Annotated in this window: 13 protein-coding genes; all 13 read left to right on the top strand. The window is 66.4% G+C overall.

What is annotated here, in order from left to right:
* The first annotated feature begins 25 nt into the window (after nt 1-25).
* Complete coding sequence (locus tag AC1DDH_RS19855; RefSeq protein ID WP_476956135.1) at nt 26-1747, top strand: ABC transporter ATP-binding protein; 1722 nt, start codon at nt 26-28, stop codon at nt 1745-1747.
* On the top strand, nt 1744-3048 hold the full coding sequence (locus AC1DDH_RS19850; protein WP_476956134.1) for a phosphotransferase family protein: 1305 nt from the start codon (nt 1744-1746) through the stop codon (nt 3046-3048). The genes AC1DDH_RS19855 and AC1DDH_RS19850 overlap by 4 nt, the downstream gene beginning before the upstream one ends.
* Nucleotides 3045-4175, top strand: a complete 1131-nt coding sequence (locus AC1DDH_RS19845) for a phosphotransferase (RefSeq protein ID WP_476956133.1) — start codon at nt 3045-3047, stop codon at nt 4173-4175. The genes AC1DDH_RS19850 and AC1DDH_RS19845 overlap by 4 nt, the downstream gene beginning before the upstream one ends.
* A 5-nt stretch (nt 4176-4180) precedes the next feature.
* Nucleotides 4181-5308, top strand: a complete 1128-nt coding sequence (locus AC1DDH_RS19840) for a phosphotransferase (protein WP_476849757.1) — start codon at nt 4181-4183, stop codon at nt 5306-5308.
* 93 nt (nt 5309-5401) lie between these two features.
* Nucleotides 5402-6238, top strand: a complete 837-nt coding sequence (locus tag AC1DDH_RS19835) for an alpha/beta fold hydrolase (protein ID WP_476849758.1) — start codon at nt 5402-5404, stop codon at nt 6236-6238.
* Between the two features lie 154 nt (nt 6239-6392).
* Nucleotides 6393-6890 carry a 2-oxo-4-hydroxy-4-carboxy-5-ureidoimidazoline decarboxylase gene (uraD, locus tag AC1DDH_RS19830; protein ID WP_476956132.1) on the top strand — a complete coding sequence of 166 codons (498 nt, stop codon included), beginning with the start codon at nt 6393-6395 and terminating at the stop codon, nt 6888-6890.
* The gene (gene uraH, locus AC1DDH_RS19825; RefSeq protein ID WP_230010411.1) at nt 6887-7228 is read left to right on the top strand and encodes a hydroxyisourate hydrolase; all 342 of its coding nucleotides are present in this window, start codon (nt 6887-6889) and stop codon (nt 7226-7228) included. The genes uraD and uraH overlap by 4 nt, the downstream gene beginning before the upstream one ends.
* 474 nt (nt 7229-7702) lie before the next feature.
* Nucleotides 7703-9043: an MFS transporter gene (locus AC1DDH_RS19820; RefSeq protein WP_476858189.1), complete on the top strand. Its 1341-nt coding sequence runs from the start codon at nt 7703-7705 to the stop codon at nt 9041-9043.
* 69 nt (nt 9044-9112) lie between these two features.
* Nucleotides 9113-9793, top strand: a complete 681-nt coding sequence (locus AC1DDH_RS19815) for a GntR family transcriptional regulator (protein WP_476858188.1) — start codon at nt 9113-9115, stop codon at nt 9791-9793.
* Entirely contained in the window at nt 9793-10578 is a 786-nt protein-coding gene (locus tag AC1DDH_RS19810; RefSeq protein WP_476956131.1) for an aspartate/glutamate racemase family protein, read from the top strand. Before AC1DDH_RS19815 ends, AC1DDH_RS19810 begins: the two co-directional genes overlap by 1 nt.
* A 25-nt stretch (nt 10579-10603) precedes the next feature.
* Nucleotides 10604-12067 (top strand): amidohydrolase family protein, encoded by a 1464-nt coding sequence (locus AC1DDH_RS19805; protein WP_476948001.1) that lies wholly within the window; start codon nt 10604-10606, stop codon nt 12065-12067.
* An 8-nt stretch (nt 12068-12075) separates the two neighbouring features.
* Nucleotides 12076-12801: a maleate cis-trans isomerase family protein gene (locus tag AC1DDH_RS19800; protein WP_476874376.1), complete on the top strand. Its 726-nt coding sequence runs from the start codon at nt 12076-12078 to the stop codon at nt 12799-12801.
* Between the two features lie 196 nt (nt 12802-12997).
* Nucleotides 12998-13186 (top strand): hypothetical protein (locus tag AC1DDH_RS19795; RefSeq protein WP_476863771.1); only part of this gene is annotated, 189 nt, incomplete at its 3' end.

Below are 13186 nucleotides of genomic sequence, written 5' to 3'. Positions count from 1 at the left end.
GCTCATCACTTGGGGATTCATTGCCATGGCCGTGGAAATCCTCTTCCGGCTTCTTGAGCCGTGGCCGGTGAAAATCGTCCTGGACTCCGTCTCACACTCACTCGGCGCCAATCTGCGCAGGTCCCCGCTCAGCGTGGAGGCGAGCGCGGAGGTGTTGCTCCTCTGCGCCGGTGCGGTGGTTGTCATCTGCCTGATCCGGGCCGTGGCCGGCTACGTGTCCGCGATTTCGTTTGCCCTGGTGGGTACCCGGATTTCCTCCGAATTGCGCGCCCGAACCTTCCGCCACCTCCAGGGCCTGTCGATGCGCCACCACAGCCGCGCCTCCACCGGCGACACTGTCCAGCGGCTCGTCGGAGACGTGTCCCGGCTGCAGGATGTGGCCGTCACGGCGGGGCTCCCCCTCATCGGCAATTTCGTGTCGCTGATAGCAATGATGTTCATCATGCTCTGGCTCGATCCTTTGATCGCACTGGTGACGTTCGTGTCCATCGGGATATTCGTGTTGGTGTCCCGCAAGAACTCGGGATCGATTACTACCGCGGCCCGCAAGTCACGCAAGGGTGAAAGCGCCCTGGCCACCACCGCCGCCCAGACGTTGGGCGCAATGCGCGAAGTCCAGGCGTATGGACTCGAAGACACCCTCAGCTCGGGCTTCAGCAAGAGCAACCAGTCGGCACTTGGCTCCGGCGTGGTCACGCTGCGGCTGGCCGCCAGCCTGCAGCGGAAGACCGACGTCCTGACGGGAATCGCGACGGCGGTGGTCCTGGCCGCCGGCGGATGGAGGGTGATGCAGCACGTGATGACCCCGGGTGATCTGGTCGTCTTCCTGACCTACCTGAAAACCGGGCTGAGGCCACTCAAGGATGTGGCCAGGTACACGAGCCGCATCGCCCGCGCGACGGCCTCCGGGGAACGGGTTGCGGACCTGCTTGAGGCCCAGAGTGACGTGCCCGAGTCACCGCACGCCGTCGCCCTCAGGAACCCGCACCCGGACATTGTGTTCGATGACGTCTGGGCCGGCCACTTCGAGGAAACCGCGGTACTCAAGGGAATCACCCTGACCATACCGGCAGGTCAGCACTGCGCCGTGCTGGGGCCCTCCGGGGCCGGAAAGTCCACACTGGCAAGCATGATCCTTCGGATGGTGGACCCGTGGAAGGGGAATGTCAGCCTCGGCGGCGAGGACCTGCGGGACCTCAAGATCGCTTCCGTCCGCGCCCACGTCTCCATCCTGCTCCAGGACTCCGTGCTGTTCGGAACCTCCGTCCGGGAGAACATCAGGTTCGGCCGCCTCGATGCCACCGATGAGGAGATCGAAGCCGTGGCGGCCCTCGCCCAGGCCGACGGTTTCATCCGCGCGCTGCCCCAGGGCTACGAAACCGTCCTTGGCGAGGCGGCCAACAATCTTTCCGGGGGCCAGCGTCAACGGCTGGCCGTCGCCCGTGCCATGCTCCGCAAGGCCCCGATCGTGATCCTGGACGAGGCGACCGCCGGGCTCGATCCGGCATCCCGGGATTCGGTCCTCAGCGCCCTGGACACACTCACCGAGGGCCGGACCTCCATCACGATCACCCACGACGTCAACTCGGCCCAATCGTGCGACCGGGTGATCTGGCTCGAAGACGGCCAAATCCTGGAAGACGGGCCGCCGCAGTCATTGCTGGCCGATCCGGATTCCCGCTTTGCCGGCTGGGTCCACAGGCAGCAGACCCCCGAGCCGGGTGAACTGTTCAAGGTGCCGACATGAGCACCCCGCAGGGACAAAGACTGCAGGAACAGTGGCTGCAGGCGCAGCGGCGCGACGCTGACCGTGCCCTGGCGGCCCGTGACCCCCGGATCCCGGCCCTGAACTGGGTGCTCGACGACGAGCTGCTCTCCGAGCTACTGGGCGAAAGTGTCCGGATCATCAGGACCCGCTACAAACCGCACACCTCCGCCCTCGTCGCCTTCCGCCGGACCGGCAACGGCGCCGGCAGCTACGGCTGGGCATTGACCACAACACCGGAGCACATCGGGAAACTGCAGCAGCGGGCAGACAGCTCGCAAAAGCGCGACGGCGGCATCCGGCTTGTCCAGCCCGACCGTCCGCACGGTGACGTCGTCGTGGCTGTCGGCCCCATCGAAGAGGACTGGCCGCTGCGCCCGAATCTGCGGTGGCTCCGGGACCAAGGACTCGGACGGCTCGGAGCGCTCCCCGCGGCAGGGCGCTTCCTGGACCCCCCGGTCAGCGTGCTGAGATACAACCCGGAGCGCAGGCTCGTTGTCAGGATCCCATCGGCGACACTGCCCGTCGTCGTCAAGACCGCCGTCCAAGCTGACGAAGCTGCCGAAGGCCTCCGCCTGCGGCAGCGGCTTCAGAGCCACGGCATCCCGGTCCTGCCCGAACTCGCCGACCCGGAATGCGCTGCGCACGGCATCAGCGCCTCCCCGGACTGGGGCCACGGAGACCTGGGCGGCGTCGACAACGATCCGGCCGCCTACCGGGCCGGCCAAGCCCTGGCGGCGATCCATGGAATGGACGCGGGAACCGGAGCGGACCCGATGGCGGACATGGAGGACCTTGTACGCCAGCTCATGGCCACGCGGTCCATGATCACTTGCCTGCTCCCCGGGCTCGAGGCTCCGGTGGACGCGCTCACCGGCCGGCTCCTGGCAGCTGTCGGCGCCGCCGGCCCTCGAAGGCAACAGCCGGTGATGGTCCATGGTGACTTTTCGGCGGACCAGGTACTGGTGGACGGCCCGGCCGTCCGCATCATCGATTTCGACCGAGTCAGGACCTCCGACCCGGCCAGGGACCTTGGGTCCTTTGCCGCGGTGGAGGACATCGCAGACCCCGCCGGCGTCGGGCCCGTCGCCGGCGGCCGCAAGACGGCCCAGCTGATCGACGGTTACCGCGAGGCCGGCGGGCACGTATCGCAGGCCAGGGTGGAGACCTGGGCGGCCTTCCGGTTGTTCCTGAACAGCGTCGACCCGTTCAGGAACCGGGCCAGCGACTGGCCGGCCGACACGAGCTGGCATATCCGCCGGGCCCTGGAGTTGATCGCATGAGCTGGCACCCGCCGCTTTGGAAATACACCGACGACGCCGGCACGGCGTGGCGCGTCCACAACGCGTGGCCCGATAAAGAACCCGGAGAATACCTGCTTGAGGTCCGGACTGCAGAACGGCCCGGCGTTCGGGGAGCACATCTGAGCCGTGGCCACTTTGAGATCCTGCCGGAGGACGATCCCGAACTGCCGGCCCTTCGGACCGAAAGACAGCGCGGGGAAATCATTTCCCACTGGCCCTACACGCGGGCGATCATCCGGGCGGAGGGATGCTACATCAAAGTCTTCCGGCCCGGCAGGGCCGCGGTCCCGGCCGAACGGTACGCCCAGATGGACCTCCTGCTGGACGCCGGCGCCTTTACGGCGCCCGAGGTGCTTCAGAGCTCCCCGGACACCCTCGTTTTGAGCGCCCTCTCCGGACCGACGCTCGGCGAAATCGGCGAGGACTACGTCACGATCGGCGACAAGGAGTTTGCCGGCGCATGGGAAGAATGGTCCAGCGCCTGGCTCGCCCAGCTGAGCGCGGCGTCTGACGTCAGCAGACAAACCGTTCTGGGCGCCCTGCCGGTCCATTCACCGGAGGTGGAAGCGAGGGGCGTGGCCCGTTGGTTGAAACTATGGCTGCGCCACACAGAGAATGTTCCGGAATTGTCCACCCAACGCGGCACCTTGATCGCCATGGCAGATTACGTCACGGCGAACCTGCTCGGCTCGGTACCGGACGCGCTGGTATGGGCCCACGGAGACCTGCATGACCGGCAGATCATCGCTGGCGACGGCCGGTCCCCGTTCGGGCTGCTGGACTTCGACGATACTGCCCGGGCCGAGGCCGCCCGCGACCTCGCCTACCTGGATTTCCATCTGGAGCGGCGCATGTGGCGCAGTAACCTGACGCCGGCGCGATACCTTAAGGCCCACACAAAGGTGCTGGCCGTGGCCGAGCAATTGCAGGTCAGCCCGGATCGGTTCGATGCCTACTCGGACGCACGCTGGCTGCGACTGGCCTGTTCTTCGCTCCCTTCGGGCTCATCGCTGGCGACCCGCGTTCTCGAGGACCGGGTAAGGCATCGTCAGTCCTTCGGATCCACCGTCCTGGCCAGCAGCCGGCCCCTCGGATCCCGGAGCTGATCCACATGGGCTGGCACCCGCCCGTCCCGGCCGCCATCCTGGATGCTGACAACACCGAATGGCAGGTCATCCGCTCCTGGCCCGACGACTCCGCGGAGGACTACGTCCTGGAGTTGGGGGTTCCCGGCCGGGCAGGGGTCCGGGCAGCCCACCTCCGGGCGGGCCAGCTGGAGCTCCTGCGGGACGGCCGCGACCGGCGTCTCCCCGCCCTGAAGCGCGCGTCGCCGCTGGGGGTGGTGGTGGTGCACCGGGCCTACAAGCGTGCCGTGGTCAGAGCCGGGGAGCACCACCTCAAGCTCTTCCGGGCCCGCCAGTCCGACGAAGCGGTGGGCAGGCACGAACGGATGAACGAGCTCCTCGGCGCAGGGGACTTCCTCACCCCGGAAATTGTTTCCTCCACCCCTGGCTGCCTCACCCTCATGACGCTGCCCGGCCGTTCCCTGTTCGAGCTGGGAATCGACCCCGCGGTCAGCGATGTGGTCTTTGAAAATGCCTGGCAAAAATGGTCCCGGGCCTGGGTCCGGCAGCATTCCCTGGCCTTGGCGCCCGCGCACCGCCCCACTCTCGAGGCGCTCCCTGTCCGGACGGCCGCCGTCGAACTGGCGAGACTGCAACACACGGTGCACCTGTGGCTGGTGCACGCCGGGGACATTCCGGCGGCGCAAGCGGAGCGCGCGGCCGTCCGCGGGGCCGCGGGGCAGGCCGCCCAAAAGTTGCTCCGGACCGATCCGGATCCGCTGGTTTGGTCGCACGGGGACCTTCACGACAAGCAGATCTTCACCCTGGATCCCGGCGCTCCCCTGGGCCTGCTGGACTTCGATGAAGCCTGCCGCGCCGAGGCCGCCGCCGACCTCGGCAACATCGCCGTGCACCTTCAGCTGCGCCTGCACCAACACCGCCTGACCGCCGAAAGGTACCAAACCGCCCGCCGCCACGTCATCGCAACGGCCGAGGAACTGCATGTCACCCCGGCGCGCTTCGACGCCTACGCCGCCGCGACCCGCCTGCGGCTCGGCTGCCTGTATTCCTTCCGGCCGCAGTGGGCCGACCTGGCGGAGGACTTCCTCGTTCCGGATGGTGAACAGGCCCTGGCGGCGGGAGTTCCGGCCGCTAAAGTGGAGCCCACGTACTGACTGCACACCAGATCGAAACCACCCCACACCGAACCACCCCACACCGAACCACCGAACCACCGCGCATTGCGCCGAACCGGGAGGACCGCTGGCATGGCTTACATCAAGGTTGGAACCGAAAACAGCACAGACGTTGAGCTCTACTACGAGGACCACGGATCCGGCCAGGCCGTGGTCCTTATCCATGGCTACCCGCTGGACGGCTCGTCGTGGGAAAAGCAGACCGCGGCGCTGCTCGGCGCGGGCTACCGTGTGATCACCTACGACCGGCGCGGCTTCGGACAGTCCAGCAAACCCACCGAGGGCTACGACTACGACACGTTCGCGGCGGACCTCAACACCCTCCTGACCACCCTCGACCTGAACGACGCCGTGCTGGTGGGCTTCTCCATGGGCACCGGCGAAGTGGGCCGCTACCTCGGAACCTACGGGTCCGCCCGGGTCTCGAAAGCGGTGTTCCTGGCCTCGCTGGAGCCGTACGTGCTGCAGGCCGAGGACAACCCCGACGGTGTCCCGCAGTCGGTGTTCGACGGGCTGATGGAGGCCGTGACGGCGGACCGGTACGCCTTCTTCACGGAATTCTTCAAGAACTTCTACAACAGCGACACTTTCCTGGGCACTCCCCGGCTCAGCCAGGAGGTCCTGAACGCGGGCTGGAACCTCGCCACCGGGGGTGGGCCCACGGCGTCGTCGGCGGCGCAGCCAACCTGGCTCACGGACTTCCGAGCCGACATCCCCAAGATCGATGTCCCGGCCCTCATTGTGCACGGCACGGCGGACAACATCTTGCCGATCGACGTCGCCGGCCGCCAGTTCGCCAAGGCGCTGCCGAGTGCCGAGTACGTGGAGATCGACGGCGCCCCGCACGGCATGCTGTGGACCCACGCCGCGGAGATCAACGAGGTTCTGCTGCGGTTCCTGGCGAGCTGACCGGGGCCGCCGCGGAGCCGCCCCTGGTTGACACAGCTCAGACGGGTACGGTTCAATCTTTTGCATATGCTGAAATAACAGTTCCACGATACGAATATTTTGTCCGTATAGCCCTACACCGTGGATGCCAGCATTGACACAAAGGATCTGGCACATGCTGTTGGACGACTTTAATGCCGCCGGACGCGCGGAGGCCGCCGCCGCCCTGCGCCCCTGTCTGGACATCGAGCGATGGATTGAGGAGATCGTCGGCTTGAGGCCCTTCGACAGTACGGAAATCCTCCTCCAAACCGCCCGCCGCGCGGCGGAACCGTTCACCGAGGCGGAGGTGGAAGCCGCGCTGGCCCACCATCCCCGCATCGGCGAACGGGCCGCAGGAGACAGCGCGGAGGCCCGGCTCTCCCAATCAGAGCAGGCGAGCCTGGGCGCTCCGGATCCGGCCGTCGCCGCAGCCATCGCCGCAGGGAACCGGAGCTATGAAGAGAAATTCGGCCAGGTCTTCCTGATCCGCGCGGCCGGCCGGAGCCGCGAGGAGATCCTGGCCGCCCTCAACGCCCGGCTCGCCCACACTCCCGAAGAAGAACAAGTGGTCATCGGCCAGCAGCTGCGCGAAATCGCGGTACTCCGACTCGAAGGACTGATAGGCGCATGAGCACTTCCCACGTCACCACCCACGTTCTGGACACGGGTTCCGGCAAGCCCGCCGCAGGCGTCGCAGTCACCTTGGACATGCTCGACGGCGAACGCTGGGTCAGGATCGCGGCCGGCGCCACTGACGATGACGGCCGCGTCAAGTCACTCGGCCCCGACAGCCTGGGCTCCGGCACCTACCGCCTGGGCTTCGATACCGGAGCCTATTACGCGGCCGCCGGGACCGAGACCTTCTTCCCCGAAGTCACACTGACCTTTGCGGTGTCCGAAGCGCAGGCCCACTACCACGTCCCGCTTCTGCTGAGCCCCTTCGCCTACTCCACCTACCGGGGCAGCTAAGTCCGGAGCAGCCAAGACCGGCTGCCAGCACCACGTCACACCCCTACCGGCCCCGGCACCGCTCCCGGAACAGGCCTCCCTGCCTGGTGGCCGGCGCAGCCATGTTCCGGCGCAGCAATGTTCCGGCGCGGCCATGTTCCGGCGCAGCCCGCCCGGACCCCAGGGCCAGTCACAAACGACATTTTCGCGGCGAACCGGCCCAGCCGGCCCATGACCCTTGACAGTGGCCCACGTCACTCCTAATCTGAATTTTGGGATCCCAAATCGGGATCCCAAAACAAGAAAGCTTACCGGGCCCCGCCCTCCCAGATTCTGCACCTGATCCGAACCTGATGTCAGCGCTGACATCAGCCCTATCAACCGCTGCGATCGACACACGGCCCGCGCACAGGACGCCCCACACTCCGGCATCCTGACCCTCAAACAAATCCCCCATCACCTGCCGGCATGTTTACTCTCTATCAAGGAGAAGTTGTGTCTCTTCCAAATACCGAAACAGCAGTACAGCCCGATGACCTCACAAGCTCCAAGGACGGCGTGCAACGGCGCACGAATGTCCGATGGAAAATGTTCCTACTCCTGCTGGTCCTCGTGTCCGTGAACTACATCGACCGGGGATCCATCTCTGTTGCCCTGCCCATCATCCAGAAGGAATTCAACATGGCCCCGGAGCTCGTGGGCCTCCTGCTCTCAGCCTTCTTCTGGACCTACGCCCTCATGCAGATCCCGGTCGGCTGGCTGATCGACAAGTTCGGCCCCCGCAAGGTGATGACCGCGTCCTGCGTCGGCTGGGGCGCCGCAACGGCGGCCTCCGGCCTGGCCGGAGGCTTTGTCAGCATGTTCATCGCCCGCCTGGGCATCGGCGTCACCGAGGCCGGGGTCATGCCGGCCGGCGGAAAACTGAATGCCATCTGGATGCACAAATCGGAACGCGGCCGCGGCGCCACCATCCTTGACGCCGGAGCCCCTTTGGGCGCCGGGCTCGGCGGCATCCTCATCGCAGGCCTGATCGCCTCGACGGGCAGCTGGCGGAGCTCCTTCATCATCGCCGGCGCCGCCACGGTCCTCATGGGCCTCGCCGTCTGGTGGTACGTCCGGGACAACCCCCGCCAGCACCGCGGAGTCAACGACGCCGAGGCCGAGTACATCGAGGCCTCCCACGCCGCCGAGGACGCCGAAGCCGAGCTCGACGGCAGCAAGGGCAAGCGCGCCCTGCTCCCCTACCTGAAGTTCCGTTCCTTCTGGGCCATGTGCTTCGGCTGGCTGGGCTTCAACGGCGTCTTCTACGGCCTGCTCACCTGGGGCCCGCTCTACCTGGCCCAGGCCAAGGGCTTTGACCTGAAGACCATCGGCTGGTCCACGTTCGTGATCTTCGGCGCCGGTTTCGTCGGCGAAATCCTCGGCGGCACCATCGCCGACAAATGGCGGGCATCTGGCGCCTCGGCCAACCGCGTCATGCGCACCCTCCTGGGCACCTCCAGCGTCGTAGTGATCGGCGGCCTTGTCGGTGTCACCGTCGTTGCCGACCCGACGACGGCGGTAGTCCTACTCTCCGTCGTCATGTTCTTCCTTCGCTGGGTGGGCCTCTTCTGGAGCATCCCCTCGATCTTGGGTGGCCGGACCAACGCCGGCGTCCTGGGCGGCGCGATGAACTTCAGCGGCAACATCTCCGGCTTCGTCACCCCGATCGCGGTCGGCCTGATCGTCGGTGCCACCGGCTCATACACCTGGGCGCTGCTGTACTTCGTGGGATCCGCGATCATCATGGGCGCATCCGTGCTGACCCTGAACTACAACAAGCGGCTCCCTGTCTAAGCTAGGCCACGAAACACCAGTTCCCGAAGCCGGGAACGCAGTGCCATAAAGAACCCGAAATGGAGCACCATGCTTACCGCAGAAGAAACCCAGGACAAGGAACGCCCCCTCCGGGAGGCTGTCCGGGACACCCTCCGCAACAGGATCTTTGAAGGGCACTACGTTCCCGGCACCAGGCTGGTGGAGCGCGACCTCGCCGCCGAATTCAACGTCTCCCGCCTCCCGGTCCGCGAGGCGCTGCGAATGCTGCGCCAGGAAGGCCTGGTCAGCGACCGCGGCGCTCGCGGGGCCGAAGTCAGCTCGCTCAGCCCCAAAGACGTGGAGGATCTCTTCGACGTCCGCCAGTCGCTCGAAGTGCTGGCCTGCAGGCTGGCCGCGGCCCGCGCCACACCGGAGGACCTCAGTGCGCTGGAAGCCTTGTTGGACGTGGCCGAGCTCTCTCTAGCCAAGGGCGCCATTATGGACGCCCACCGGGCCAACAGCGAATTCCACGATGCCATCACCCGGATCGCCAACAACGGCTTCCTCAAATCGGCGCTCGAACCCCTCCAGGGCCGGATGCACTGGCTGTTCCGGCATGTGAGCGACCTCCCCGAACTCATCGAAGAACATCGGGCGCTCTACACCGCGATCGCCAGCGGTGACCCTGACCGGGCGGCTGCCCAGTCGGCGTCGCACATCGACAAATACCGGGAACAGTTTCCGGAGAATTTCCGCCGGACGGAACCCGACCTTCATCGGAAGAAGTAATGAAACTCCTTGTCATCAACCCCAACATCAGCAACGATGTCACTTCGCTGATCGAATCCGAAGCCCGGCGTTCAGCCTCGCCCGGAACCGAACTGGTAGTCCGGACCGCCGGCCACGGCGTCGAATACATCGAAACCCGCTTTGAATCGCTGATCGCCGCCGGTGCCGTCGCCGAAATCATCGCAGAGTACACTCGCGACGGCGCCAGCGTCGACGGCGTGGTGGTCGCCGCATTCGGCGACCCAGGGATGCCGGCGCTGAAGGAACTCGCCGACGTCCCCGTCATCGGAATTACCGAGGCGGCACTTTGCGCCGCCGCCCTGCAGGGGCACCGGTTCTCGATCATCGCCATCTCGGACCGTATCCGGCCCTGGTATCTGGACTGCGTTGAACGGTTCGGGCTCGCCGGCCGGCTGGCCTCGATCCGCTCCATCAACGAGAGCCTCAACGGCATCGGTTCCGTGCAGCAGGACTTCAAGGAGACCCTGCTGGCGCTCAGCCGCCAGGCCGTCGCCGAGGACGGGGCCGACGTTGTGATCCTCGCCGGCGCGCCGCTCGCCGGACTTGCCCGCGAGCTTGAAGGCCAGATCCCCGTCCCCGTGGTGGACGGCATTTCCGCTGGCATCCAGATGGCCCAGTCCGTAGTCAACCTCCAGTCCGGTCCGCACCGGGCCGGCGCCTTCGCGCCGCCACCGGTCAAGGCCCGCAAGGGGCTTTCGAAAAACCTCGATGCCGCCCTCACGACGGCGCAGCACGCCACCCGGCTGCCCGCACCGTCCCACTAATTTTCTTTCTCGAAGGAGGACAACGATGTCCCACACCCCAGACCTTGTCATTGCCAACGGCACCGTGGTCAACAGTTTCGGCCGCCAGAATGTGCACGTCGTGGTGCACGGCAGGACGATCGTCCAGCTCGTGGACGCTTCTGAGCCGGTCCCCGCTGCCGCCAGGACCATCGACGCCGCCGGCCAGCTGGTGATTCCGGGTGGCGTGGACGGCCACTGCCATGTCGCCCAAGTAACCGGACGGTTCCGTACCCTGGACGACTACCGGACAACATCCACCGCTGCCCTCTGGGGCGGCACCACCACCATTATCGACTTCGGCATCCCCCGCGACGCCCGCGAGACCCCGCTGGCCGCGGTGTTGCACAAGAAGGAACTGGCACGCGAGTCCCGCTGCGACGTCGCCCTGCACGGCTCGGTGGTCCAGTGGGACGAGACTGTGCCGTGGCAGCTCGAACAGCTCGCCGCCGAAGGTGTCCGTTCGGTCAAGATGTACACTACGAACCGGGGCACCACCATGGCCGACGGGGACACCATCCTGAAGGTCATGCGCGAGATGGTCCGGCTCGACGGCCTTACCTACATCCACGCCGAACACGATCCCATCATTGCCGACTGCACCCAGCAGCATGCGGACGACGGCCGCATCGGCATCGAACACCTGCACCGGACCCGGCCCGAACTCGCGGAGGAGATCTCGGTCAAGGAGACCCTGGCGATGGCCGAGTACACCAACGCTCCCGTCTACTTTGTGCACCAGTCCACGCCGGGGGCCGTAGACCTCGTCGCCGGGGCCCGCAGCCACGGAATGGACGCCTTCTCGGAAACGTGCCCGCACTACCTCACCCTGGACGACACCGTCTACGGCACCTCCTTCCCCGAGTGGTACGCCTGCTGCCCGCCGATGCGCAGCCCCGAGACCGTCGCCGCGCTGCGGGACCGGCTTGCCGCCGGAGCCATCCACACGGTGGCCTCGGACCACTCCTGCTACGACCTCACGCAAAAACGCGAGCGATCCGATGACATCCGCGCCATGCCGCACGGCCTGCCGGGAGTGGAAACCCGCATGCCTGTCACCTTCACCGCCATGATGGACGCCACCGGCGGGGCAGCCCGGGTGGAGGATTTCGTGGAAGTGTTCGCCGCCGGTCCGGCCCGGATCAACGCCCTGCCGGGCAAGGGAACGATCGCAGCAGGGTACGACGCCGACCTCGTCGTCTTCGATCCCGCACAGGAACTCACCGTTGACGGCGCTGCCCTGCACATGGGAACGGATTTCTCGCCGTTCGACGGCAGGACGCTCGCCGGCTGGCCCGCCGTCGTGGTGTCCGCCGGACGCGTCGTGCTGGACGCCGGCGGCTTCCATGACCCCGGCCCCGTGGGCCAGTTTGTGGCCCGAAACGGTTTCCGCGAGCACCAGGCGGCCGCGGCCACCGCCCCCGTCAGCGCCACCCCCGCCCCCGCCGCTGTCTACCCCGCTGCCCGCTAGGAGCACCCATGCCTTCCGCAACCCGCCCCACCCGTATCGGCATGATCGTGCCGTCCTCCAACACCTGCCTCGAGCCGCAAAGCTACCGGATCCTCGGCGACCGCGACGACGTGACAATCCACTTCGCCAGGATCCAGGTCACGCGGATCGCCCTCGACGATTCCTCCGACCGGCAATTTGATGCCCCGGCAATGCGGGCTGCCGCCGAGATCCTGGCGACCGCCGACGTCGACGTCATCGCGTGGAACGGCACTTCAGGATCGTGGCTCGGCGCCGATCACGACCGCGAACTCGTCAAGGGAATACAGGACGCCACCGGCATTCCCGCCACCACCTCCACACTGGCCTACATGGAGGCCTTCCGGTCCTTCGGCACCGAGCGGATCGGGCTGTTCACCCCGTACACGGAGGACGTCAACGAACGGATCGTGGCGTCCTACGAACGGGACGGGATCAAAACACTTGACCACCGTTTCCTCGGCCTGAGCGACAACGAATCATTCGCCCGGGTCTCCGACGCCGAGATGCGGCCCGGATCCCTGGAACTCGCGGCACAGAACCCGGACGCGCTCGTGTACCTCTGCACCAATCTCTACGGTGCCAACATCGCGGAGGAAATCGAGGCGGCCATGGGCGTTCCCGTGCTCGATTCGGTGGCCGTGACCCTGTGGCACTGCCTCAAAATGGCCGGCGCCCCGCTGCTCTCCCCGCGGTGGGGCAGGCTGCTCACCTAAGCCTGACCGCCAAGGCAACGCGGGGTCAGATACGGCCGATGCCGGGCGGCTTTATGGGCCGCATCTGACCCCGCGTTGCTTTGTGTACCGACCTTCCAACCGATTGTGACTGCCGGGCCGCGGTGATGCGCCGCTGATGTTGACGCGTCCCAGCCTCTCTCGATAATCTCGAAATGCAAGAAAGTTTTTTCACATAATGAAAAATATTGATCACCATTCAACGATGAAGAGTGAGGTGGACGTGGCTGCAGGAGAAGATACCTCCCATATCCTCAGCGGGTTGACAAACCAGCTGCCTGATCGTGATCCGGAAGAGACCGCCGAATGGCTGGAGTCCCTGGATACCCTGATTCAGGAACAAGGCACCGAACGTGCCCAGTACATT

Source organism: Arthrobacter sp. 10T425 (genome assembly GCF_056393985.1).
Note: the sequence above shows the minus strand (reverse complement) of the source record. Positions and strands in the feature narration are given on the sequence as shown.